General features: G+C 62.0%; 19 protein-coding genes. 9 read left to right on the top strand and 10 right to left on the bottom strand.

Annotated features, from left to right (window positions below; all coding sequences use genetic code 11):
• Positions 1 to 210 precede the first annotated feature (210 nt).
• A complete protein-coding gene (locus DWQ09_15655; protein KAA3626712.1) occupies positions 211 to 1,026 on the top strand; it encodes a DUF4412 domain-containing protein in 816 nt (271 codons plus the stop codon).
• Positions 1,027 to 1,032: 6 nt separating this feature from the next.
• Here DWQ09_15655 and DWQ09_15650 read toward each other — a convergent pair whose 3' ends face one another.
• Positions 1,033 to 4,575 carry an error-prone DNA polymerase gene (locus DWQ09_15650; protein ID KAA3626711.1) on the bottom strand — a complete coding sequence of 1,181 codons (3,543 nt, stop codon included), beginning with the start codon at positions 4,573 to 4,575 and terminating at the stop codon, positions 1,033 to 1,035.
• A 146-nt stretch (positions 4,576 to 4,721) separates the two neighbouring features.
• Positions 4,722 to 6,149 carry an FAD-binding oxidoreductase gene (locus DWQ09_15645; protein ID KAA3626710.1) on the bottom strand — a complete coding sequence of 476 codons (1,428 nt, stop codon included), beginning with the start codon at positions 6,147 to 6,149 and terminating at the stop codon, positions 4,722 to 4,724.
• Positions 6,150 to 6,331: 182 nt separating this feature from the next.
• On the opposite strand from DWQ09_15645, the gene DWQ09_15640 reads away from it, so the two are divergent.
• The 5 genes from DWQ09_15640 to DWQ09_15620 all read left to right on the top strand — a co-directional run bounded on the left by DWQ09_15640 (position 6,332) and on the right by DWQ09_15620 (position 11,100).
• Complete coding sequence (locus DWQ09_15640; GenBank protein ID KAA3626709.1) at positions 6,332 to 6,565, top strand: hypothetical protein; 234 nt, start codon at positions 6,332 to 6,334, stop codon at positions 6,563 to 6,565.
• Between the two features lie 342 nt (positions 6,566 to 6,907).
• Positions 6,908 to 8,335 (top strand): coniferyl aldehyde dehydrogenase, encoded by a 1,428-nt coding sequence (locus DWQ09_15635; protein ID KAA3626708.1) that lies wholly within the window; start codon positions 6,908 to 6,910, stop codon positions 8,333 to 8,335.
• Positions 8,335 to 8,850, top strand: coding sequence for a hypothetical protein (locus tag DWQ09_15630; GenBank protein KAA3626707.1), 516 nt, complete (start codon positions 8,335 to 8,337; stop codon positions 8,848 to 8,850). Before DWQ09_15635 ends, DWQ09_15630 begins: the two co-directional genes overlap by 1 nt.
• Complete coding sequence (locus DWQ09_15625) at positions 8,847 to 10,439, top strand: FAD-binding protein (protein KAA3626706.1); 1,593 nt, start codon at positions 8,847 to 8,849, stop codon at positions 10,437 to 10,439. The genes DWQ09_15630 and DWQ09_15625 overlap by 4 nt, the downstream gene beginning before the upstream one ends.
• Before the next feature lie 49 nt (positions 10,440 to 10,488).
• On the top strand, positions 10,489 to 11,100 hold the full coding sequence (locus DWQ09_15620; protein KAA3626705.1) for a LysE family translocator: 612 nt from the start codon (positions 10,489 to 10,491) through the stop codon (positions 11,098 to 11,100).
• A 19-nt stretch (positions 11,101 to 11,119) separates the two neighbouring features.
• Here the strand turns inward: DWQ09_15620 and DWQ09_15615 are convergent, their stop codons facing one another.
• Positions 11,120 to 11,656: a glycerol acyltransferase gene (locus DWQ09_15615; protein KAA3626740.1), complete on the bottom strand. Its 537-nt coding sequence runs from the start codon at positions 11,654 to 11,656 to the stop codon at positions 11,120 to 11,122.
• 221 nt (positions 11,657 to 11,877) lie between these two features.
• Between DWQ09_15615 and DWQ09_15610 the strand changes: the two genes are divergently transcribed.
• Both DWQ09_15610 and DWQ09_15605 read left to right on the top strand, forming a co-directional pair.
• Positions 11,878 to 12,525, top strand: a complete 648-nt coding sequence (locus tag DWQ09_15610; protein ID KAA3626704.1) for a DUF1287 domain-containing protein — start codon at positions 11,878 to 11,880, stop codon at positions 12,523 to 12,525.
• 154 nt (positions 12,526 to 12,679) lie between these two features.
• A complete protein-coding gene (locus tag DWQ09_15605; protein KAA3626703.1) occupies positions 12,680 to 13,756 on the top strand; it encodes a 3-deoxy-7-phosphoheptulonate synthase in 1,077 nt (358 codons plus the stop codon).
• A 451-nt stretch (positions 13,757 to 14,207) separates the two neighbouring features.
• On the opposite strand, the gene DWQ09_15600 is transcribed toward DWQ09_15605, so the two are convergent.
• The 6 genes from DWQ09_15600 to DWQ09_15575 form a co-directional block, all read right to left on the bottom strand.
• Complete coding sequence (locus tag DWQ09_15600; GenBank protein ID KAA3626702.1) at positions 14,208 to 15,860, bottom strand: DNA polymerase Y family protein; 1,653 nt, start codon at positions 15,858 to 15,860, stop codon at positions 14,208 to 14,210.
• Positions 15,779 to 16,426, bottom strand: a complete 648-nt coding sequence (imuA, locus tag DWQ09_15595; protein KAA3626701.1) for a translesion DNA synthesis-associated protein ImuA — start codon at positions 16,424 to 16,426, stop codon at positions 15,779 to 15,781. The genes DWQ09_15600 and imuA overlap by 82 nt, the downstream gene beginning before the upstream one ends.
• Positions 16,427 to 16,579: 153 nt before the next feature.
• Positions 16,580 to 17,185 (bottom strand): transcriptional repressor LexA, encoded by a 606-nt coding sequence (locus DWQ09_15590; GenBank protein ID KAA3626700.1) that lies wholly within the window; start codon positions 17,183 to 17,185, stop codon positions 16,580 to 16,582.
• Positions 17,186 to 17,350: 165 nt separating this feature from the next.
• On the bottom strand, positions 17,351 to 18,037 hold the full coding sequence (locus tag DWQ09_15585; protein ID KAA3626699.1) for a transglutaminase family protein: 687 nt from the start codon (positions 18,035 to 18,037) through the stop codon (positions 17,351 to 17,353).
• 55 nt (positions 18,038 to 18,092) lie between these two features.
• The gene (locus tag DWQ09_15580; protein ID KAA3626698.1) at positions 18,093 to 18,623 is read right to left on the bottom strand and encodes an AhpC/TSA family protein; all 531 of its coding nucleotides are present in this window, start codon (positions 18,621 to 18,623) and stop codon (positions 18,093 to 18,095) included.
• 52 nt (positions 18,624 to 18,675) lie between these two features.
• Positions 18,676 to 19,260: a TetR/AcrR family transcriptional regulator gene (locus DWQ09_15575; GenBank protein KAA3626697.1), complete on the bottom strand. Its 585-nt coding sequence runs from the start codon at positions 19,258 to 19,260 to the stop codon at positions 18,676 to 18,678.
• A gap of 136 nt (positions 19,261 to 19,396) precedes the next feature.
• Between DWQ09_15575 and DWQ09_15570 the strand changes: the two genes are divergently transcribed.
• The gene (locus DWQ09_15570) at positions 19,397 to 21,820 is read left to right on the top strand and encodes a DUF748 domain-containing protein (GenBank protein ID KAA3626696.1); all 2,424 of its coding nucleotides are present in this window, start codon (positions 19,397 to 19,399) and stop codon (positions 21,818 to 21,820) included.
• A 13-nt stretch (positions 21,821 to 21,833) separates the two neighbouring features.
• Here the strand turns inward: DWQ09_15570 and DWQ09_15565 are convergent, their stop codons facing one another.
• On the bottom strand, positions 21,834 to 22,694 hold the full coding sequence (locus DWQ09_15565) for an alpha/beta hydrolase (protein KAA3626695.1): 861 nt from the start codon (positions 22,692 to 22,694) through the stop codon (positions 21,834 to 21,836).
• Positions 22,695 to 22,840: the final 146 nt, after the last annotated feature.

Below are 22,840 nucleotides of genomic sequence, written 5' to 3'. Positions count from 1 at the left end.
CTCATAGTTGGAGTGCGGTACCAATCGTCTGTACCGAGGTCCGTAGCGCCGTGCCCCGGGGTCGCATGCTCCGGTGTCAGTGATTTCTGAGGCTTGGCGGATAGAACAAGTTAACCGATTGATAAGCTGGATAATAATCAATACGAGTACGGACTGATTCAGCGCCCGGTCCGGGCGAACAAAACTGAGCGAGCGATAAGGAGAAACAGGATGAATGTAGGGCAATACCAAACGATCCTCGGCGCAGCACTGGCGCTGGTTACGACCGTCGTGACGGCGGATGTCACGTTGGAAATGGATGTGGCTGCCGGCAATCAGATGAAACAGCTGATCCAGGTGAGCGAGGGCCGGGTGCGGGTGACGAGCGGTGTTCAAGGACAGGAATTCATCGTGCTGTACCGTGAAGGCAGCGATCAGTACCAGGTGCTTGACGGTAAAGCCAAGACGGTCATGACCATCACGCCGCAGCAGGTCAGGCAGACCATGCAGCAGGCGTCCGGCATGATGCAACAGATGCAGGCGATGATGGCGGAGCAGATGAAGAACATGACGCCTGAGCAGCGCGCCCAGGTCGAACAGATGATGGGTAAGCCGGCGGGTGGTGCGCGTGCCAAGCCGCAGATTCGCAGGACCAAACGCACCGAAAAGGTGGGTTCGTGGAATTGCGAGGTTATCGAGGTGGTCGAAGGTGCCAGGGTGACCAGCGAGCTCTGTGTCGCCAAGGCAAAGACATTGGGAATTTCGGATCGGGATTTCCAGACCCTGCAGGCATTCTTCAAGGTGATGGGCAGCATGGCTGATTCGGCACGGGGGGGTATGGGACGGGATATGCCGTTCTTCGGCCCGGAGGAGATACCGGGGGTGCCAGTGCGGGCGTCCCACATCCGTGCCGGCAAAAAGGACATCGTGCAGTTGACCAAAGTCGGCACAGACCGCATTGCCAGCGCGCTGTTTACGGTTCCCGACGATTACCAGCCGGCGCAGCTGCCGGGCATGCCGGGTATGCCGGGTATGCCCACGCGCTGAGGCGTGTCAGTGGAAATCCCGCGATCGGGTTTCCAGGCCGCCCAGTAGCGGGTTGTAGTTCTCCAAACGGTGGGCGATGAGGTGCGTGACGCCATCTTCGGTCTGCACCTCACCGCTCACTGCCAGTAGCTGCGATTCCAGCAGCACACGGCGGTGGCGCTCGGCCAGCTGCCCCCACACCACCACATTCACCACACCGGTCTCATCCTCCAGGGTGACGAAGACCACGCCGCTGGCGGTGCCGGGTCGTTGCCGGGTGACCACCAGGCCTGCCATGCGCGCCCGGCGGCCGTGGGGCAAAGTATTGATTGCCTCGGCGGTGACGAGATGCTGTGTGGTTAGTTGCTCACGCAACAGCGCCAAGGGGTGGCGCTCCAGTGTGAGTCCCAGGCTGCGGTAGTCCGCCGCAATCGCTGCACCTTCGCTAGGGGGTGCCAGCATGGGGGTGGCTTCAGCGATGGTGTTCTCCACCCCAAGGGGTGTCGCCGCCTCAATGCCCAGCGTCTGCCAGCGCGCCTGGTGGCGGTTACCGGCCAGTCCCGCCAGTGCCCCGGCCGCCGCGAGGGCATTGCGGTCCCGCTTGTCGAGGCGAGCGCGGCGGACCAGATCGGCCACATCGGCGAAGGGTTGTTCGGCCCGTACGGCGACAAGGCGCTCCGCGCCTTCGCGCGAAAGGCCCTTTACCTGCCGCAGGCCGAGGCGCAGGGTGGGTTGGGCCCTCACCCTGACCCTCTCCCGGGGGGAGAGGGTACTGGGGATGCAGTTGGGCTCCCTCTCCCTGGGGAGAGGGCTGGGGTGAGGGGGAACGGTCGTCAGAATGCTCTGCCCGTTGTCGTCTCGTGGGGCAAAAACAGGTGCTGATGCCAGCGTTTTCCGCGTTCCTGGCACCCTGGTGTCCTGACGCGAGATAGGGGCCCCAGGAGGCTCCAGCGTGCAATCCCAATTGCTGTGACGCACATCCACGGTCCGCACCTCGACCCCGTGGCGCTGAGCGTCCTGCACCAGCTGCGCGGGGGCGTAGAAACCCATGGGCAGGCTGTTGATCAGGGCCGCACAGAAGGCGGCGGGTTCGTGACGCTTGAGCCAGGCCGAGGCGTAGGCGAGCAGCGCAAAGCTGGCGGCGTGGCTTTCGGGGAAGCCGTACTCGCCGAAGCCGCAGATCTGCTGGTAGATCTGACGGGCGAAGGTCTCGGAGTAGCCGCGTTGACGCATGCCGGTGATCAGTCGCTGCTCGAAGGGTTCCAGCCCGCCGCGCCGCCGCCACGCCGCCATGGCGCGACGCAGGGCGTCGGCCTCACCGGCGGAGAAACCCGCCGCCACCATCGCCAGTTTGATCACCTGTTCCTGGAAGATGGGCACCCCCAGAGTGCGCTCCAGCACGCCGCGTACCGCCTCGCTGGGGTAGGTGACCGGTTCGATACCCTGACGGCGGCGCAGGTAGGGATGGACCATGTCCCCCTGGATGGGGCCGGGACGGACGATGGCCACTTCGATGACCAGATCGTAGAAGGTGCGCGGCTTGAGGCGCGGCAGCATGGCCATCTGGGCCCGGGACTCGATCTGGAACACGCCCACCGTGTCGCCGGCGCAGATCAGGTCGTAGACGGCCGGGTCTTCGGGGGGGATGGTGGCCAGGGAGAGCGGCGGGCGGGTTTCCCCGCTACCGGTGCCCGTAGGAGCAGTTTCAACCGCGAACGTCGCGGTCGGATCGGGGTGTGCATCGCGACTGAAGTCGCTCCTACTGGGGGGTATTCGACCCCGATGGCCGTTGATCGGCCCTGATGTCCGGGCGGAGTCCCGTTCACGGTTTTCCCCGTTACTGGTGCTCGTAGGAGCGGTTTCAACCGCGAATGTCACGATCGGATCAGGCCGCACATCGCGACTGAAGTCGCTCCTACGAGCGGACATCCGACTCCGATAACCGTTGATCAGATCCAGCGCCTTGCGGATGGCGCTCAGCATTCCCAGCCCCAGTACATCGACCTTGAGCAGGCCCAGGGCCTCAAGATCATCCTTGTCCCACTGGATCACCGTGCGTTCGGGCATGGTGGCGTTTTCTATGGGCACCAGTTCGTGCAAGGAGTCCCGGGCGATGACGAAACCGCCGACATGCTGGGAGAGATGGCGCGGGAAGCCCAGCAGTTCGCTGACCAGCCACAGCAGGCGCGCGATCACCGGGTTGTCGGGGTCGAACCCGGCCTCGGTGAGGCGCTCGCCGATCTCTTTGCGGCTCACCCACCCCTTGAGCGCCTTGGCCAGGCGCTCGATCTGCGCCCCATCCAGCCCCAGCGCCTTGCCCACGTCGCGCACCGCGCTCTTGGGCCGATAAGTGATGACGGTGGCGGCCAGCGCCGCCCGCTCGCGGCCGTATTTGGCGTAGAGGTACTGGATCACCTCTTCGCGCCGTTCGTGCTCGAAATCCACGTCGATATCCGGCGGTTCGTCGCGCTCCCGGGAGAGGAAACGCTCGAAGAGCATCTCCATGCGCGAGGGGTCCACCTCGGTGATCCCCAGGGCGTAGCAGACCGCCGAATTGGCCGCCGAACCGCGCCCCTGGCAGAGGATGCCGCGGGCGCGGGCGAAGCGGACGATGTCGTGGACGGTGAGAAAGTAGGGTTCGTAGCGCAGTTCGCCGATCAGCGCCAGCTCGTGTTCGATGAGCTGGCGCACCTTGGCGGACTCGCCCTGCGGCCAGCGTTGGCGCAGGCCCGCTTCGGTCAACTGGCGCAGATGCACGGCGGGGGTGGTGCCTGTGGGTACCAATTCGTCGGGATATTCGTAACGCAGCTCATCGAGCACAAACTGGCAGCGCGCGGCAATGCGCAGCGTCTCTTCCAGCAATTCCGGCGGGTAGATCCGCGCCAGCACCTCACGGCGGCGCAGGTGGCGCTCAGCGTTGGGGAATAGCGCATAGCCGCATTGGGCCACGGGGCGGTTGAGGCGTATGGCGGTGAGCACATCCTGCAGCGGGCGGCGGGCGCGGCGGTGCATATGCACATCGCCCGCTGCCACCAGGGGCAGACTGCTCATGCGCCCCAGTTCGCGCAACAGAGCGAGGCGCGCCGCGTCGTCGCAGCCGTGGTGCAGCTCCACCGCCAGCCACGCGCGGTCGGGAAACAGCCCGGACACCCAGCGGGCGGATTCCACCGCAGGCTCCTCGGCGGGCAGCAGCAGGGCCAGGCAGCGATCCAGATCGAATGCCTCTACATCGGCGCGGGTCAGGTGGTAGCTGCCTTTCGTTGTCGCCCGCCGGCCGCGGGTGATCAGGGCGCAGAGTGCCCCGTAGCCGGCGCGGTTGGTCGCCAGCAGCACCAGACGCGGCCCATCGGCCAGGTGCAATTCGCTGCCGACGATAAGTCTCAAGGGTGTTCCGCGCGCGGCGAGATGGGCCCGCACCACCCCGGCTACGGTGCATTCGTCGGTGATCGCCAGGGCGGTATAGCCCTCAGCCACCGCCCGTTCCACCAGCTCCTCGGGATGCGAGGCACCGCGCAGAAAGGTGAAATTGGTGAGCGCATGAAGCTCGGCGTAGTCGGGCTGCGATGACATCGGGGTGGTTGGAAACGTTGCTCAATACTGTATAAATGTACAGCATTCGAGGAATGTTTCAAGCGCGCGAGGAGGAGACTTCAGCAGGCTGGATCAGCTCAGGATCTGTTGCTCACCCTGAGGAGGGTACGATGACGGGCGTCGGCCTATTTGCGCAGGTCGGACAAGCGCACCACCTTGCCGGGATTCATCAGATTGTCGGGGTCCAAAGCGCGTTTCAGATTCTCCATGAGATCGAGTTCAACCGGGCTCTTGTAGCGGCGTATCTCGTCGACCTTCAACAGTCCCACACCGTGCTCGGCGGAGATCGAGCCATCCATTTCGGCAACCAGATCGTGTACCACACGGTTCATCGCCTCCCACTGCGCCAGATAGGTGCTTTTATCCATCCCCACCGGCTGAGTGATGTTGAAGTGGATGTTGCCGTCACCAAGATGGCCAAAAGGGCAGGGACGCACGCCAGGGAAGGTTTGCGTAACGGCGGCGATGCCCCGCTCGATAAACTCCGCCACCCGGGATACCGGCACCGCTACATCGTGCTTGATGGAACTGCCCTCGCGCTTCTGTGCCTCGGGAATCGCCTCGCGCAAGCGCCAGAATCGCCGTGCCTGTTCCAGGGATTCGGCGACGGCGGCATCTGCAATCACCCCCTTGGCATAGGCCTCTTCCAGCAAACCTTCGAAGACCGACCGCAACCCCGCATCGGGCCGTGAGGAGGAGAGTTCGATCAGGACGTACCAGGGATGGGTTTGCGCCAGCGGGTTTACGCAGTCAGGCACATGCCGGGTGGTGATCTCCATCGCAAAATTCGAGATCAACTCAAAGCCTGTCACCGCATCGCCCGAGCGCGCCCTTGCGAGCGACAGCAGGTGAGTGGCGGCCTGCACGCTGTCGAGTCCGCACAGTGCCGTCTGTACATCGAGCGGCTTGGGGAAGAGTTTCAGCACCGCCGCGGTGATGATCCCCAGCGTTCCTTCGGAGCCGACGAACAGATGCTTTAGCGCGTAGCCGGTGTTGTCTTTGCTCAGTGCGCGCAATCCGTCCCAGATACGACCGTCGGGCAGCACCACTTCCAGACCCAATACCAGGTCGCGGGCATTGCCATAGCGCAGCACGTTGATGCCACCCGCGTTGGTCGCCAGATTGCCGCCGATTTGACAGGAACCCTCCGCCCCGAGCGACAGCGGAAAGAGGCAACCTTCGCGATCCGCCGCCTGTTGAATCTCGGCCAGGATCGCGCCGGCCTCCACCGTGACGGTGTAATTGATCGGATCGATCGTGCGTACGCGGTTCATGCGCGCGAGGCTGAGGATGATGCCGCCGTGGGGTACACCGCCACCGCACAGACCGGTGTTGCCACCTTGGGGCGTGATGGGAATCCCGTGAGCGGCACAGAGCCTGACGACCTCGGCGACCTGATGCGTATCCGCCGGGCGCACAAGCGCGGCAGCCTGGCCACGAAATCTACCGCGTTCTTCGTTGACGTAGGGTGCGAGCGCTTCGGTATCGGTGATGATGCCGGTGACGCCCACCAGGCTGGCGAGCGCGTCGGCAAATTGGCTGGGCAGACTCATCGGATGCTCAGGGCGTTGGCTTAATCAGGAACATGAGAATAACTGATAACGGTCGCAGAGTGTGCGTTCCGCCATCCACGGTCGCCGAACCCGGGCAGTTGCCCGTTGAACCGTCCGCTTCAAGCCCACGACTCAGGGCCTGAACACCGTCAATACGGTGGTGATTCCCGAGGAGAGAGAGAATGAATCCGCAACGTCGCAAACTACTGATCGCCTGTTTGGGACTGGGTGCCGGTCTCTGCGCAAGTGGCACGGTCTGGGCGCTCAACCCGCAACCAGAGGTGCCCTCGCGGGCGCGCCAGAAGCGGCAGCAACACCAGCATGACCTGAAGGCGCTCAATCCGCAGCCCGAAGTTCCCTCCAAGTCCAAGAAGGGTCAGCGGCGCCGCAAGAAATCGTTGCCGAAAAAACCTTGAATCCAATGGACGTTGGCAGAGCCCATTCGGTGATTGTTCCGTTCCGAACACCAGCACGTCGGAAACGGAAGTGGAAACCGTTGCTGATTGCTTTGGCCGTCGTGCTATCGGTTACTCTGGCGATAGTGTTCACCATCCAGCCGGCGGGCCTCGGATCGGGGTGACTGTGCTTCCCGGTTTAAACCGTTGACCACGGGCAACCGCATTGTCGTCGGTCGTTGTGAGGTCTGCAGTTTGATGACGCCCGCTGGTGCACAGTGGCAGTGTGTCACCCGGGGATAACACAAGCTGCGCCAGGATCTGTATAGTGCCTAGGGCTACAAAGCAGCAGCGGGAAATCACATGGATCCGGGAACAGCGAGCGATGAAGATGCGGCACTGAGCCCGGTGTTCGCCTGCTTGCAGCGTGCGGCCGAGTGCGATCCCTATCCCTCGTGGCGCGACCGCGATAACCAGCTGGCTGCTCTGGAACGATTGCTGCGCGAGAATGCGGACGCGTTCATCGCCGCGGTCGACCAGGATTTCGGTCATCGCTCAGCGCATGAGACGCAATTGCTGGAGCTGTTCCCAAGCCTCGAGGCCGTCAAGCACGCGCGACGTCATCTCAAACAATGGATGCGGCCGGAGCGCCGCCCGGTAACGCTGTGGTTTCAACCAGGCCGTGCGCGGGTCATGCATCAGCCGCTGGGCGTGGTGGGAGTCATCGCCCCGTGGAACTATCCGATCCTGTTGTCGATCGGACCGTTGACGGCGGCGCTGGCCGCGGGTAATCGCGTAATGCTCAAGATGTCTGAGTTCGCGCCCGCGACCGCCGCGCTGGTTGCCGGGTTGGCCGCCAACTACTTTGCCAGGGACAGCGTGATTGTGGTGCAGGGTGACAGTCAGGTGGCAGAGGCCTTTTCACGCCAACCGTTCGGACATCTTCTGTTCACCGGCTCGACCCGGGTGGGGTACAGCGTCATGCGTGCTGCGGCGGAGAACCTGACTCCCATCACGCTGGAACTGGGCGGCAAATCACCGGCGATACTCGGGGTGGATTTTTCGATGGCGCGATTTGCCGAACGTGTCATGGTCGGCAAGACGATGAACGCGGGACAGACCTGCATTGCCCCTGATTATGTGTTGATTCCCGAGAACCGGACGCAAGATTTTGTGACCGCCGCCAAGCGTACTGTAGCGCGATGCTACCCGGACATCATGCAAACGCCCGATTACTCCTCGATCATCAACGAGCGCCATTTTCAGCGTCTGCTGGAATTGGCCGAGGAGGCCAGGGACCAAGGTGCCGATATTGTCCCGCTGACCTCGCTTGAGGTAGCGCCGGACTCATCGACGCGGCGTATTCCGCCACTGGCTGTCATCAATGCCAGGGACAGTATGCGCATCATGCAGGAGGAGATTTTCGGCCCGCTGTTGCCTGTCGTCACCTATCGCGAGCTTGACGAGGCGATTCGCTACGTCAACACAAGGCCGAAACCGCTGGCGCTCTACTATTTCGATAACGACCGCAAGCGGATCGACAAGGTGCTGACAGAGACCATCTCCGGCGGCGTGACGATCAACGACACCATCCTGCACATCGCCCAGGACAATCTGCCGTTCGGCGGAGTCGGTGAGAGCGGCAAGGGGCACTACCACGGCTACGAAGGGTTTGAAACGTTCTCCAAAAAGAAGTCCGTTTTCTTTCAGTCACGCATCAGCGGTGTAGGTCTGTTCAAGCCACCGTATGGCACGCTGTTCGAGCGGCTCATGGCTGTGCTGCTACGCTGATGGTCACACGGCGCACCTTCCTCAAGGCTGGCCTGCTGGGCAGCGCAGCGCTTGCTGGCGCCGGTGCTTACTATGGGTTGCGCCACACCACCAGCGAATCGGGGGAGTTGGGCGTAAGTGAACGCGAGATCGTGGCCGTACTCGTGCCGGTAATGCTGGCCGGTGTCATACCCGTATCGGGCGAGGCCCGGCGCGCCGCGATTGCAACAACGGTCGAGGGCGTGAACACAGCGGTCGCGGGACTCTCCGCTCAGGCGCAAAAGGAGATTGCCGAGCTGTTCGCGCTATTGAATTTCGCACCCGCCCGCGCGGTTGTGGCCGGCATTTGGACATCCTGGGCCGGCGCAACTCCGGATCAGGTGGCCGCCTTCCTCGAAAGCTGGCGCATGAGCCGCTTTGCGCTCCTGCGCAGCGCCTACGCCGCATTGCACGATCTGGTGTTGGGTGCTTGGTACGGTGACCCGCAATCGTGGCCGACCATCGCCTATCCTGGCCCGCCCCCGTTATCCCCATGACCGAAGATATGGTTGCGGCAGGCTTGCGGTCGGGCTGGCAGGTGCGGAACGGATCGGCCTTGACCGCCGATCACACGCTCGAAGCGGATGTTGTGATCGTCGGCAGCGGCGCGGGAGGCGGGACAGCGGCAGAGATTCTGGCGGCCTCGGGCTTGCGGGTGCTGCTGGTCGAAGAGGGACCGCTGAAAAGCTCGCGTGAATTCAGAATGCGCGAGGCGGATGCCTATCCGCAGCTCTACCAGGAGTCGGCGGCCCGCAAGACCAGGGACAAGGCCATCAATATCCTGCAGGGACGCTGCGTCGGAGGTTCCACCACGGTCAATTGGACCAGTTGCTTTCGCACGCCTCCCGAGACATTGGCCTACTGGCGGAGCGAATTCGGTCTCGCGGATCTCGATGGTGATGCGTTGGCGCCATGGTTCGAACGCATGGAACAGCAGCTGGGAATCGAGACCTGGAGCGTGCCCGCGAACGAGAACAACGACCTGCTGCGGCGCGGGGCGGAAAAACTGGGCATCTCCACCGCGACCATACCGCGCAACGTGAAGGGTTGTCTGAATCTGGGCTACTGCGGCCTGGGCTGCCCCACCAACGCCAAGCAGTCGATGCTGGTGACCACGATTCCAGCGGCGCTCTCGTCCGGCGCCGCACTATGGCACCGTCTGCGCGCCGAACGCCTCGTGCTCAGCGGTGGTCGTGCGGTGGTTCTTGAGTGCTTGGCGATGGAGGAGGCGGGGATCCGCCCGTTACCCTATCGTGTGCGGATACACGCAAAGCATTTCGTCCTCGCCGCGGGATCGCTCGGCACCCCCGCATTGCTGATGCGCAGTGATGCGCCCGATCCCCACGGACATTTGGGCAAGCGCACGTTTCTCCATCCAACCACTATCTCGGCGGGGCAGATGGACGGCAGGGTCGACGGTTACGCGGGCGCGCCACAGTCCGTCTACAGCAATCACTTTCTCGACAACGTTCCGCTGCGGGGCCCCATGGGATTCAAGCTCGAGGTGCCGCCTCTGCACCCCGTGTTATTCAGTACCACGCTGCAGGGTTTCGGCACAGCTCACGCACAGCAGATGCAACGATTCGCCAATACGCACGTGGTGATTGCGCTGCTCCGTGACGGTTTCAATCCCGGCAGTCCGGGCGGGACCGTCCACCTGCAATCCGACGGCACACCGGTGCTCGATTATCCGATCACCGAGTTCGTCTGGGAAGGCGTGCGCCGTTCATGGTTGGCCATGGCGGAGATCCAGTTCGCCGCGGGGGCAAAGCGGGTCACCCCGGTTCATGAGAAGGCGGGAGGCTATGCAAGCTGGAAGGAAGTGCAACGGGGTATACAGGAACTGCCCCTGACGCCTAACCTTGCCCGCGTCGTGAGCGCGCATGTGATGGGAGGCTGCGGCATGGCGGCCAGCGCGAGAGATGGCGTGGCAGATTCTTTTGGTCGTCATCATCAGTTGGATAACGTGAGCATCTGCGATGGATCGCTGTTCCCGACCAGTGTGGGCACCAATCCGCAGTTGTCGATCTATGGACTCGCGGCGCGCAATGCGAGCAGACTCGCCACTGATCTGGCTGTTCGTTGAGCATTCGTGCGGCAAGTGCCAGCCGGACAACAGACCACGAAATAAGACCATGAGCCTCGAATTTCTGATCACCAGTTTGATAATCGTGCTGATTCCCGGGACCGGTGTGATCTACACCGTTTCAACAGGACTGTTTCTCGGTTGGCGAGCGAGCGTCGCGGCCGCGGTGGGATGCACCTTGGGCATCGTTCCCCATCTGATCGCCAGCATTCTCGGGCTGACGGCAATCCTCCACATGAGCGCACTGGCATTTCAGACCATGAAGTACGCGGGTGTCCTCTTTTTGCTCTATCTCGCCTGGTCGCTGTGGCGGGATGCGGATGCATTGCAGATGGACAGTACGGTAGGGAGGCGGAACCACCGCCAGATCGTCGTGCGCGGTATTCTGATCAACATCCTCAATCCCAAGCTCTCGCTCTTTTTTCTTGCCTTCCTGCCGCAGTTCATTTCCCACCAGTCATCCGAGCCACTCCCGGAACTGCTGCTGCTGAGTGCCGTATTCATGGCCATGACGTTGGTGGTCTTCGTGGCTTACGGTGCGATGGCCCATGCCGTGCGTCGCTATGCGACCCGTTCACCGCGCGCAGTGCGCTGGCTGCAGCGCGGGTTTGCCGGTATCTTTGCCCTGCTGGGCGCGCGGTTGGCTATGACCGAACGTTGAATCCATAGGGTAATTGTCGTTAGGCATACGTCTGGTTTTCCGGTCGTTTGCCCAGGTGCCCGCGGTAGAAGGCGATGAGTTTCTCAAGATCGATGTCGGGATCGTCTCCGGGTATCAGTGGCTCGCCAAATCCGATTGTGCGTCGCGGGTAATCGAAGTAGACGGGGACGATGGGGATCCCCGAACCCTTGGCAATATGGTAGAAACCCATTTTCCATTGCGGGGCCCTGCCGCGTGTTCCCTCCGGCGTGATACCCAGTATCAGTTGCTCTCTTTCGGCATAGATCTGCATGGTCTGCTGGACGACACCGTGGGAGGCGCGCCGATCGATGGAGATGCCACCCAGCCAGCGCATCAGGCCGCCGAAGGGCCGGCGAAAGAGTGTGTGTTTGCCCATCCAGGAGACCTTTAGTCCCAAAGCGAACGCCGCTGCCATGCCGTGCACGAAATCCCAGTTGGAGGTGTGGGGTGCCACGATCACGACCAGTTTGGGCAAGTTGGGAATTGCGCCGCTGACACGCCAATCGCTTATCGACAGAATGGAATGCCCCAACAGGCGCGTAAATGCGTTGCCGCGCGTTGGCGTAGCAGGACCGAGTGGCGGAACTCTGGTTGATCTCACGAGTGCTCCCTCGCGGCCTTGTGACAGGCGATCATAACAGCAGAGTTATCCGGTGCGGTTCAGCCCAAGCCCCGGTGCTATTTTGAATAGAATGTGAGGTTGAAGTCGTGAACAGACGGTGAGCCGGAGAGGCCGATTTCGAGACTGACAAGAATATGGGATCTATTCAGTTGCTGGCGGTGTTGGTATCAGCTCTGGTTTCATTGACGTCACGCGCGGATGGGCTGCCGTACGCACCTTCGTTCCCGCTGCGACTGGCAGAAGCGGCCCTGGCGCGGACTCAACAAGCAGTTACCTACGATGGTCGGTACGTTCGCATCACCTATCCTGGCGGTGATGTGCCGAGTCATATCGGGGTCTGCACCGACGTCGTGATTCGCGCCTATCGGCAAGTGGGTGTCGATCTGCAGCGCGAGGTACACGAGGAGATGCGCGTGGCGTTTGACGCCTTCCCGCAGCTGTGGGGGCTATCGCGTCCCGATCCCAATATCGATCATCGCCGCGTACCCAATCTTCGCCGCTTCCTCGAACGGCGGGGGATCGATTTACCTGTGACGGGCGATCCCGCCGATTATCGCGCCGGGGATCTGGTCACCTGGCTGCTCGCCGGCAGGCTGCCCCATATCGGTATTGTAGTCGCGGAACAATCGCCCGGCGGTCAGCGTCCACTGATCGTACACAACATTGGTGAAGGTCCAGAACTGGCGGATGTGCTGTTCTCGTACCCGATCACAGGCCACTACCGCTATCTTCCCGACACCGGCAAGCGACTCGCACCCGACCAGCTGGGTGCGACGAAGTGATAGCCGCCATCGGTATTATCTGCTGGGTGCTGCGAGTGTCGGTCAATAGTTGGATCTCCTCTTATAAATTGAGTGTTTTTCTATACAATAAGTCCCATGGGATCGATCCGCTGGATCGGTCCCATCCTTTTTGACAAGTGAAGCCGTTGGAATCATGACCGAATATCAACTGGAAAATGTCAATGTCACCGGGGTCCGCGTCCTTATCAGCCCCGAAGCACTGCACCACCAGGTGCCGACCAGCGAGGCCGCAGCGAGCACTGTCGAACGCGGTCGCCACGTCATACAGGGCATTCTCGATCACCAGGATCCGCGTTTGCTGGTAATTGCGGGTCCTTGCTCGATTCACGACCTCGCTGCTGCTCGAGAGTATGCCGAGCGGCTGAAGCGACTGTACGACGAGTTGGGCGACGTGCTTTTCATCGTGATGCGCGTCTATTTCGAAAAGCCGCGAACCACCATCGGCTGGAAGGGTTTCATCAACGACCCGCACATCAACGATTCGTTCGATATCGAAAAGGGGTTGCGAAGCGCCCGTGAACTTCTGGTCTGGCTGGGTGAGCTGGGCATTCCAACGGCCACCGAAGCGCTCGATCCCATCAGCCCGCAATATCTGGCGGATCTCTTCAGCTGGTCGGCTATCGGCGCGCGCACCACGGAATCCCAAACTCATCGTGAGATGTCCAGCGGCCTTTCCACCCCGGTCGGTTTCAAGAACGGGACCGAAGGCCAGTTGGATGTTGCCATCAACGCGTTGCAATCGGCTTCGGCGCCGCACCGCTTTCTCGGCATCAGCACAGGTGGTCAAGTGGCTGTGATCGAAACGGCGGGCAATCGCTATGGTCACATCATCCTGCGCGGCGGGAGGGAACCCAATTACGATTCAGTCAATGTGGCGTTGGCCGAACAGGCGTTGGAAAAAGCGGGCATGCCGAAGAACATCATCATCGATTGCAGTCATGCCAACTCGCACAAGAATTTTCAGCTTCAGCCCCTGGTGGCCGAGAACGTCAGTCACCAGATCCTTGAAGGCAACCGATCCATTGTCGGTCTCATGCTGGAGAGCCATCTTAAAGAGGGCAATCAGAAGCTCACCGCCAATCCGGCCGATCTCGAGTACGGCGTCTCCATCACGGACGCCTGCATCGATTGGGAGACTACCGAGAGGCTGTTGCGGAATTTACACGCCAAGTTGGGCGATGCCCTGCGGGCGCGATGCGCTTTTGAGTAGCGCGCAGTCTCTGATTGGTGCGCGACGCGGACAGTGTGAAATGGCTCTTTGTCGGTAGCGTGCGCTGCCAGCAGGCAAAAAAAACCACTGGTCTGTGCCAGTGGTTCGAAAGTACAGCCCAGGGCTGATAGTTGTTCAGGTGCAAGAGCCGCAGCAGGGATTCGACTTGGTCTTGTCCTTGACCTCTTCCTGCTGAATTACTTTGATCTCGTTGATTTTCTGAGTCTTTTCCGAATTGATCCGGGCGGTATCCTGCTTTGTCCCGGTCGTGGTCGTGCCTGGTTTATCGCTCATGTGACAATGATCCTGCTTGAGTGGCTGTGGAAATGCCGTCGTGCATCAGCACCACGGTGTTTGAAGGGCTGACTTTACCTGAATATGCCTTCTGTTTCATGTCCTATGCGCCGGTATCGGACTCTCTTGACTGGCGGTTGACGCCAGCGCTGCTGCCTCAGCCGAATACCCCGTGCAGAAACCAGCGCAGCGAGCCACGCAATTCACGAAACAGCCACAGGCGTGCACCCTTGCGTTCCGCCACGAAATAATCCCGGGCCAGGTCCTGACCGTCCCACCAGCCGCTTTCGACGCGTTCCGGTCCGGCTTGCAGTTGCCAGCGGTCCGCACCGGGCAGCAGCTGCGGCTTTTCCAGCAACCAGAGAGGGCGAACGCCTGGGTGACTCGTGTTGATGACGGTGCTGCCGGCGCTGCGCCAGGCATGCTCGGGTCGATGATCGGCAACGGGGCTGAGCATTCGCACAGCCTGTTCACCGAGGCGGGTGCGCAGGCGGTCGATAAGCTGGCCCGCGTTCAGTTGGTCCCCCGTGGTATGGACAAAGAAGTCATGCCGCTCGCCGCGAAAGGGCATGATCCCGTTTGCCTCCAGGGAGAGTTCCAGTACCGGCGCCGGGAGTTCGAGCCGTTCCAGGCGGTTGTCGACCAACTGCTGCAGATGGACGAGATCGCGCCCCGGTACCAATAGTCCCAGTGTCAACTCCGTGGGAGGGCGCTTCAAGTGATGAAGCTTCAGCGTGAATTGCTGGATGACGCCATCCCGGGCGCGCAATACACCGACCAGTTCCAAGAGCAATCGGTGCAGCGCGAAATGCAGGCCCTCGGTGGTGTGGACCTCGGCCGGCAGTGCAAGGCGGTTGGTGAAACCTTCACGAGCTTCGAACGGAGGGCGCAGGTCGGGTTTGCGGCCCAGGGCGCGATCCAGGTAGTCGAGCACCGCGGTACCGAGGCGACGATTGAGGCCGTCGCGGGGCAGGCGCAGGCAGTCGCGCACCCGTAGCAGACCGAGTTCGCGCAGAGCCGACAAAGTGTCGGCCGGGAGTTCCAGCATCTGCAGGGGCAGGGCGCCCAGCTGGCGGCGCAGATCGTCCAGCTTCAGCGCGGGGCGTCGATCGCCGCTGCGCGCCAGCAGCCAGGCGCCAAGTGGGGTAGGCGCAATGCTGCGCCGAGTGCGGTAGCCCAGGTTGGTGAGATCCCGCTGCAGAGCGCACACCAGGTTCTCCAACCCTTTGAACAGGCGCAAGCTGCCGGAGATCTCCAGCAACAGCCCATTGGGCGCAACGATGGCGACGCGGGAGCTGAATTGATAAGCCCAGGCGGCCAACCGCTCCAAGGCGGCGGCTTCGGCCGCTTCCTGGCGCATGGCGGTATTCAACAAAGGCGCCAGGCTCTGTGCGGCACTGAGGTGCTGCCCCGGTTTCACGCCGGTAGCGGCCGCTGCCCGGTTGCGGCTCAGAACACAGCATTGAGTGCCTTGCCCCTCGATCACGGCGAAAGGCCCGGTTACCGGCGCACCGCGGGTGACCACCTCCAGCGGGAGATGGGGAAAGTGGAGGGCAAGCCACAGCGGGGCGCGGGTTGGGCGCGGCTGCGCTGGCGGTGTCAGGGTGGATTTCTGATGGTTCGCAGAGGGAGGGATTGGCCGTGGGATTGGCGTCATCGCGGGGGGTGCACCGTGCGGCGGCACTGGCTGCGGTGATTCTTTCACCGCCGGCGGCAGGGGCAGATCGATTACCTGCTGTTCCATGGGCGTGCATCTCCGGTGACGGATCGGGGCAGGTGCAGGGTGTCGCTGATCCAGGCGCCGCGGCATTTCACGAAGTTCACCGCCAATCCTCCCTCCGGCGTTTTCTGGAGGATCAGGCGCAGGGCGGCGGGCGAGGCCTTCCGTGCGTTTTCCAGAGGGCGGTAGAGAAACGCCAGGACCTGACCATGCTCGGCCGCCAGCTGCAGGCGGCGCAGGGTGCGATCGTCGCAGCGGGCGGGCCAGCTCAGAACGGCCGCGCAGATGCCGGAGCGCAAGGCCTGTTCCAGTGCCCAAAGCCCCTCTTCGGGACGTTGAGTGCACACCCAGAGCAGCCGTTGCAGATTGACGCCGTGGGCCGCGAGGGCCGGCGCATAGGGGGTCAAGGGCGGGTTGATCCAGGCGATCCAGCGTTCACCCTGGCTGAGTCGCGCCAACGTGGGCAGGGTGAGCTGCAGTTCGCCGATCCCCTCCTGCGGATAGAGGATTTCGGTCAGCGCACCGATCGGCCAGCCGCCACCGGGCAGACGGGTATCAAGCGTCCCGTAGCCGGTGGGTGCGGTCGATCGCTGGGCGCGGGGGGCAGTTTGCCTGCCGCGCCAGATGTCGGCGCGCTGGAGGAGTTCGGCCAGCACGGTTAGGTACCGTTGTAAAAAAGAGGTGCCGCCCCGCCGCAGTGCCAAGGGGTGGCAGCGGAGGATGTGGGATTGGCAGCGTGTCGGAGGCTGTCCATGTTCGACACGCTGCCAGCGGCGGGGCGGCGGAAACGGTTCATTCCGGATCCGGGATCATTTGGGCGGATGGTCGCGCAGTACACCGACGGCGATCCCCTCGATGTTGAGTTCCTGCTCGCGCAGATCGACCTCGATGGGTTCGAAATCGGGATTCTCGGGCAGCAGCCAGGCGCGACTGCGGGTACGGCGCAGGCGTTTGACGGTGACCTCGTCCTCCAGCCGCGCCACCACGATCTGACCGTTCTCGGCGGTAGGGGTGCGGTGCACGGCCAGCAGATCACCATCGAGGATACCCGCATCGCGCATGCTCATGCCGCGCACCCGCAGCAGATAGTCGGCCGAAGGGTGAAAGAGAGTGGGATCGAGCCGGTAGTGATCCTCGATGTGCTCGGTGGCAAGGATGGGGCTGCCTGCCGCCACACGGCCGACCACGGGGAGTCCGGGGCCCTGGGGCAGGCGGATGCCGCGCGAGGAGCCGGGGACCAGTTCGATGGCCCCCTTGCGGGCCAGCGCCTTGAGGTGATCGACGGCGGCATTGACCGAACGGAAGCCCAGGGCTGTGGCGATCTCCGCGCGGGTGGGCGGTAGGCCGTCAGCCTCAATACGTTGACGAATAAAGTCCAGGATCCTGGCCTGGCGCGGGGTCAGCTTCTCGGTCATGGCGGAAACCTGTTGTTAAAAGCAGTGCTGCAATTATTAACAGTATTGAGAAAAAAGCAAGTGACCCCCTGGGGGGAGGGGTGGCAAACACCGCGAGATTGGCGGATCTGGAGTTGTTATCAGCTTTAAATAAGCCTGATAACTAATTGATTAATTTAAATATTACTAAGCCTCTGCGCGATGCTTGAAGGCGAGATCCTCAAGATCTTTGCGATGGTGCAGCCATTTGGGGTGGTTGCGATCGAATTCGGCCACGATGGTCTCGAAGGGCACGTCCTCGAATACGCCGCGCTTGCGCACGTACTCCATGTGACGATGGCCGGACTGATTGAACTCCTGAAACAGCGAATCGGTGCGGCCGTCGAATTCCAGCACGTGTACGCCGAAGCGTTCGCAGAGCGCCTTGTCGAAAGCGGGAGTGGCCTTTACCCACTGGCCGTCAAGAAAGAGATCGGTATAGCTGTGCCAGGTGTAGACGTTGCCCCCGGTCAGCTCGTCCAGCTTGGGCGTCGAGAGATGGTTGCGCACATCGGCGTAGCCGACCCGTGCCGGGATTCCAGCGGCACGTGCGCAGGCCGCCAGGAGCGCGGCCTTGGGGATGCAGAAGCCGCGGCCTGCCGCCAGGCAATCGCTGGCGCGGAAATAATGCGGTTCGGGGCCGACATGGTAGGGGTCATAGATGATCCCGTCCCGTACCGCCAGGTAGAGTCGAAGGGCCGTCTGCAGGGCGGATTCGCCGGAGACCGTGTGCTTGCTCACGAACTCCTGAATCGAGTCATGGTCGGCGTCAATGAACTCCCTGGGCTGCAGATAATCATCCGGTTCCAGGTGCGGTTGAGCATTTTCTATCATGCGGTGTCTCCTCTTCCGGGACAGGGTACTGGAGACGCTGCGCTCAATCTACCAATCAGGCCTCACCGCGGGCCGGATAGTCGTTGGCGATGATGAAATCCAGTGCCTTCAGGAGTTCGCTGAAGTGGGGGCGGGCGAAGGGCATGGTGGCGTAGGAGGCGGCGTAGAGCGTCTGATCGGGCCGTACCAGAAAAAGGCCGGGCTCCGAGAACAGCTCAGGTTCCATGACACCGGTCGATGTCTTGCCACGACTGGTCGAGACGTAAAGGCCCCATTCGCGGGCACTGTCGATGCTGAGTCCGTAGCCGACCGGCAACGCCTTCAAGCCCCAATCGTTGCGTGTCTGTTCGGCGCGCTCGCGCGTATCGCTGCTGACAGCCACGACCTCGACACCACGTTGGGCAAACTCGCCAAGCGTGCGATCCGCTTCGCGCAGATAGGGTTGGCAGATCGGGCAGTGCAGGCCGCGATAGGCGACGATCATGGTGAAGTGTTCGGGGCGGCTTTTCGCCAGACTCCAGGTGCCGCCACCGACGAGGTTGACGGAAAGATCGGGGGTTTTCTGGCGCGGCATTAAACGGCTCATTGGTGATCTCCATGGTTAAATGGAACGTATGTTCCAAAAACAGGTGAAAAAATTACGGTTCCAGAGTGGCTAACGCGGTTCGAACCACATCTTCCAGGTGCGCGATCGGCAGGCCCGCTTTGGTCATGACCTGCAAGCCCTGCAGAGTTGCGGTGAGGAACCGTCCAAGCGCCTGAGGGTTCAGATTGCCGTTCAACTCATCGCGTGCCTGCGCACACCGCAGTGCCTGGGTAAAGGCGCCTTCAATGCGCGCTAGATTTTGGCGTGCCTTGGCAGCCATCGCGGGATCGTGAGGAGCCAGTTCGACGCAGGTGTTGGTCATCAGGCATCCGTAGCGGCTGTGGCCCGAACGGACCCGCTCGAGAAACGCCTCGAAGAAGTTGCGTATCTCACTGAGTCCCGCCGTTTCAGACTCCATGGCGACCAGGCGCGGCGCTACAACGTCTTGCCGGTAGCGATCCACGGCGGTTGCGAATAACCGTCTTTTGCCGCCGTAGGTGGCGTAGAGACTGCCGCGGTTGAGGCCCATCTCATCCAGAAGATCTTGAATCGAGGTGGCCGCATAACCTTTGCGCCAGAAGATGCCAACGGCGCGCTCCAGCGTCTGCTCGATATCGAAGTTCTTCGGTCTGGGCATAGGGGGAGAGTAGCTTATTGGAACGAAAGGTCAAATAAAAAATCTGCCCTGTGGAAACTACTGGTACACGCTATGCTTATATCAGACTATTGCATAAGTACCCTCTCCTAATAAATTTAAATAATCTTATAAAACAATGCGTAATAAACTATTCTTCAAGTTATCTATTGTCTTTTCAGCCCTCGTGATACTACTTGTCATTGCCGTTTACTCGCTACCCGCGGGGATCCGTTGGGGGGGTGAAAAGTGGCTGCGTGACCAGGGTATGGAGGCGGAAATCGATGACGTCGAACTCGATCTCAGCGAGGGTTGGGTGGTTGTTCGAGGAGCGAAGGGTAAGGCGCCTGACGGTGGTGGATTCGATCTGCGCAGTTTCCGAGTGACATGGCGTTGGAGTCCCATGTGGGACAAGCAGGTGCGAATTGCCGGGATCGAGGTCGACGGACTCGACATCGACGCGACACGCAATGCGCAGGGACAAATGAAGGTCGGCGGATTGATCATCCCTTCTGCGGACACCATGCCTCAGCCCCCCCCCACGACCCCACCCGCCGCACCCTCTCCCTGGCACTACGGGGTAGGCGGCATCAACGTTACAGATCTGCGGGTCTGCTATCAGGATGAGATTCTGGCACTGCATACCGAAGAGGCGGTGCGTGGTTTCGCCGATGTCTGCGCCCGTTGGGCGGAGCTGGCGTGGCATGGTGAGACCTCGGTGGGGCCGCAGCCTGCGGATGCCACGCTGCCGCTTCCCTGGCGGGTGACCGGCTCGTTGCGCTGGACGGGATTGGCGGTCACTTCAGCGGCTGGCGGTGAGCTGCGTTTCGGTTTCAAGGAATTCCTGGTCCAGCAGCTCAAGCTGCAGGGTGGTGAAACCATGACGGCAGAGCAGGTCGTCATCGAAGAACTCCGGCTCGCCGACCCTGTGCATGAACAACACCTGGCAGATTGGGTAACCCTCGAACGCCTGACACTCGACAGAGCGCAGATGGCGTCGCTCGAGAACCTGCAACTCGCATCGCTGCAGCTTCAGTCATTGGCGCTGCTGCAGACCCAGGGATCGCAAACCGGGCAGCAGATGCTGGGTATTGATAGATTGAATCTAACCGCGTTGCAGATCGAGCAACTGACCGGTGCACCAAACCTGTCGGTACAAAGCGTTGCGCTCGAAGGGGTCAGTGCACTCCGGCGCAAACCGCAGCAGGAGGGGACGCCCGCTCACATCGCCACGGTCAAATCGCTGGCCGTCGAAGCCCTGACCATGCCCGAACCTTCCTCGTTACGAATCGAAAGACTTCACCTGCAAACCCCTGCCATCTGGCTGGGTCGCGGTAGCCAGGGCAGCTGGGAGGTGATCGATTGGCTGGCGTTGCAGGAAAAGGCCGATGGTGCGCGTGAAGCACCGCCCAGCGAATCGCTCAAGTTACTGCTTGGCGAGCTCCGAATCGACGGCGAAGGAAAGATCACACTGGCGGATCACAAGGTTGAGCCGCGCTATCAGGAGACGATCAGCGATATCAGACTCAGCATGGACAATATCGATACCACGACACCCGGAAGCTCTTCTCCCGTCACGCTCGAAGCCGCCATCGGACGCTACGGCAAACTCGCGCTCGCCGGCGAGGTCAAACCCTTTGCCGTGCGGCCCGATTTGACACTTACCGGGACCGTGAGTGGGATCGATCTGGGTCCGGTGACCTCGTACGCGCGCGACGTTGTTCAGCACCACATACGCCAGGGCAGCCTCGATGTCGAACTGAACGTCAAGGTCGACAATGGAATGCTGGACAGTGAAGTGAAGGTGGAACTGCACAAACTGGAGCTGGAACCGCTCTCCGAGGAGGAGAAGGCGGGTGCTGCGGCACAGGAGCTGGGGATACCGCTGAACGCAGCGCTCTCCCTGTTGCGCGACAAGGATGATGCCATTCGCCTCAGTCTGCCGATCGCCGGGGATGTAGAGAGCCCCGATGTCTCGGTCAACAACATCCTGGGCAAGGTGATGGGAAAGGCGATCAAGAGCGCTATCCTGGCCTACTATTCGCCCTTCGGGCTGCTGAAACTGGCGGGCGCGGTCCTGGATCTTGCCACCGGGCTTGACTTCGAACCGGTAGCCTTCGCCCCGGGCGATGCGGCATTGCCCGGCGAAGCGCAAAAGTCGCTGGGTGATATCGGCAAGTTGTTGCAGGAGCGCCCGCAGGTGCGTCTCGCTTTATGCGGCGATGTGACACGCGCCGATTTTGATCAGCTCTACCCGCCACCGCCGCCACCGCCGCCGGCTCCGCCCGCGGCAAAGCCTGATACAGCAGCGCAAGCTACCCCGATGGAGGGGGGCGGACCGGTCCAATCCGCACCCGCCCCCGCCCCGGCAGCTTCAGTCGAACCTCGCACGCCCACCGCGGAGCAGGCAAAAACGCTGTGGGCGCTGGCGGCCAAACGAGCTGAGGCGGTCAAGGACAACCTGGTGGACAGAGGGGGGATCGAAGCCAAACGACTGATTATCTGCAATCCCGAGCAGACATTGAAAGAGATGCCGCCGGCGCTGGTCAGAATCTCTATTTGACCCGGTTTGCGCTTCAGGTCACCGGAACCAGGAAGGGCTGCACAACGGCAGCGACCGGTTCGGGATTGTCCATATGCAGGTGGTGACCGCCCGGTATCCGCTGAAAGATCAGATCGGGCACCAGCTTTTTACGCTCCTCGAGGTTCTGCAGGGGCGAATCGAGTCCCGACTCGCCCCAGATCAGCAGTGTCGGCGCGCTGATGCGGGGCAGAAACGCGCCGACCTGCTCCTCGGTGAGGTAAAGCGGCGAACGGTAGGTGAGCCGCGGATCGGTGCGCCAGGCTACGCGGTCGCCGATCCCATAGGTGCCGCGACCGGCCAGCATCATGGCGGCTTCGAAACCGAGATCGCCGGCTTTCTCGCGGGCGTGTGCAGCCTCTTCCACCGTCGGGTAACTCGGGGCCCGGCGACGCTCCTTGTAGAGGATATGGTTGGTCGCTTCGGACAACCGTTCCGGGCTCTCTTCGGCGCTGCCCGACCAGGGACCGAGACCCTCGATCAGAACGAGTCGCCGGATACGCTGCGGGGCGGTGCCGGCCACGATGGCAGAGATCCCGGCGCCCAGTGAGTGTGACAACAGCGAGAACCGGGGCCAATCGAGTGCGTCGGCAATCGCCAGCACGTCGGGAATCGAATCGATGAAGTGATAGGGGGTGCCCGGCGGGCGATGCTCGGATCGGCCATGCCCGGGCATATCCACGGCAATGAGGTTCATCCCTGTCAGCAGAGGGGCCAGGGCATCGAAACTGGCCGCATTGTCGAGCCAGCCATGAATGGCCATGACCGGCACCCCGTTGGGATCGCCCCATTGGCGGGCGGCAATGCGAAGGTAACGGGTCTGGATCTCGATATCGCGGGGCAAGGTCGGTGTCATGGAAGGGTGAATGCCGGGTCGCAGTGGTGTGAAGGTCGCTTATCGTAACCCAGCGACCCGGATGCACGTTAGAATCGCGCCCTGATCGTCCCAGTGAATCAGCAGCAAGCAAGCGAAATCCCATGAATCGACAGGACCGCAACACC

The sequence above is a fragment of the Pseudomonadota bacterium genome (assembly GCA_008501635.1).
In the GTDB taxonomy this organism is placed as follows: Bacteria; Pseudomonadota; Gammaproteobacteria; order QQUJ01; family QQUJ01; genus QQUJ01.
This window is presented reverse-complemented; position numbering and strand designations above follow the sequence as displayed.

Excerpts from the sequence above, each read along its gene's own strand:
- DWQ09_15655 (KAA3626712.1), top strand. The coding sequence starts at position 211 with ATGAATGTAGGGCAATACCAAACGATCCTCGGCGCAGCACTGGCGCTG.
- DWQ09_15650 (KAA3626711.1), bottom strand. The coding sequence starts at position 4,575 with ATGTCATCGCAGCCCGACTACGCCGAGCTTCATGCGCTCACCAATTTC.
- DWQ09_15645 (KAA3626710.1), bottom strand. The coding sequence starts at position 6,149 with ATGAGTCTGCCCAGCCAATTTGCCGACGCGCTCGCCAGCCTGGTGGGC.
- DWQ09_15640 (KAA3626709.1), top strand. The coding sequence starts at position 6,332 with ATGAATCCGCAACGTCGCAAACTACTGATCGCCTGTTTGGGACTGGGT.
- DWQ09_15635 (KAA3626708.1), top strand. The coding sequence starts at position 6,908 with ATGGATCCGGGAACAGCGAGCGATGAAGATGCGGCACTGAGCCCGGTG.
- DWQ09_15630 (KAA3626707.1), top strand. The coding sequence starts at position 8,335 with ATGGTCACACGGCGCACCTTCCTCAAGGCTGGCCTGCTGGGCAGCGCA.
- DWQ09_15625 (KAA3626706.1), top strand. The coding sequence starts at position 8,847 with ATGACCGAAGATATGGTTGCGGCAGGCTTGCGGTCGGGCTGGCAGGTG.
- DWQ09_15620 (KAA3626705.1), top strand. The coding sequence starts at position 10,489 with ATGAGCCTCGAATTTCTGATCACCAGTTTGATAATCGTGCTGATTCCC.
- DWQ09_15610 (KAA3626704.1), top strand. The coding sequence starts at position 11,878 with ATGGGATCTATTCAGTTGCTGGCGGTGTTGGTATCAGCTCTGGTTTCA.
- DWQ09_15605 (KAA3626703.1), top strand. The coding sequence starts at position 12,680 with ATGACCGAATATCAACTGGAAAATGTCAATGTCACCGGGGTCCGCGTC.
- DWQ09_15600 (KAA3626702.1), bottom strand. The coding sequence starts at position 15,860 with ATGCCGCGGCGCCTGGATCAGCGACACCCTGCACCTGCCCCGATCCGT.
- DWQ09_15590 (KAA3626700.1), bottom strand. The coding sequence starts at position 17,185 with ATGACCGAGAAGCTGACCCCGCGCCAGGCCAGGATCCTGGACTTTATT.
- DWQ09_15585 (KAA3626699.1), bottom strand. The coding sequence starts at position 18,037 with ATGATAGAAAATGCTCAACCGCACCTGGAACCGGATGATTATCTGCAG.
- DWQ09_15580 (KAA3626698.1), bottom strand. The coding sequence starts at position 18,623 with ATGAGCCGTTTAATGCCGCGCCAGAAAACCCCCGATCTTTCCGTCAAC.
- DWQ09_15575 (KAA3626697.1), bottom strand. The coding sequence starts at position 19,260 with ATGCCCAGACCGAAGAACTTCGATATCGAGCAGACGCTGGAGCGCGCC.
- DWQ09_15570 (KAA3626696.1), top strand. The coding sequence starts at position 19,397 with ATGCGTAATAAACTATTCTTCAAGTTATCTATTGTCTTTTCAGCCCTC.
- DWQ09_15565 (KAA3626695.1), bottom strand. The coding sequence starts at position 22,694 with ATGACACCGACCTTGCCCCGCGATATCGAGATCCAGACCCGTTACCTT.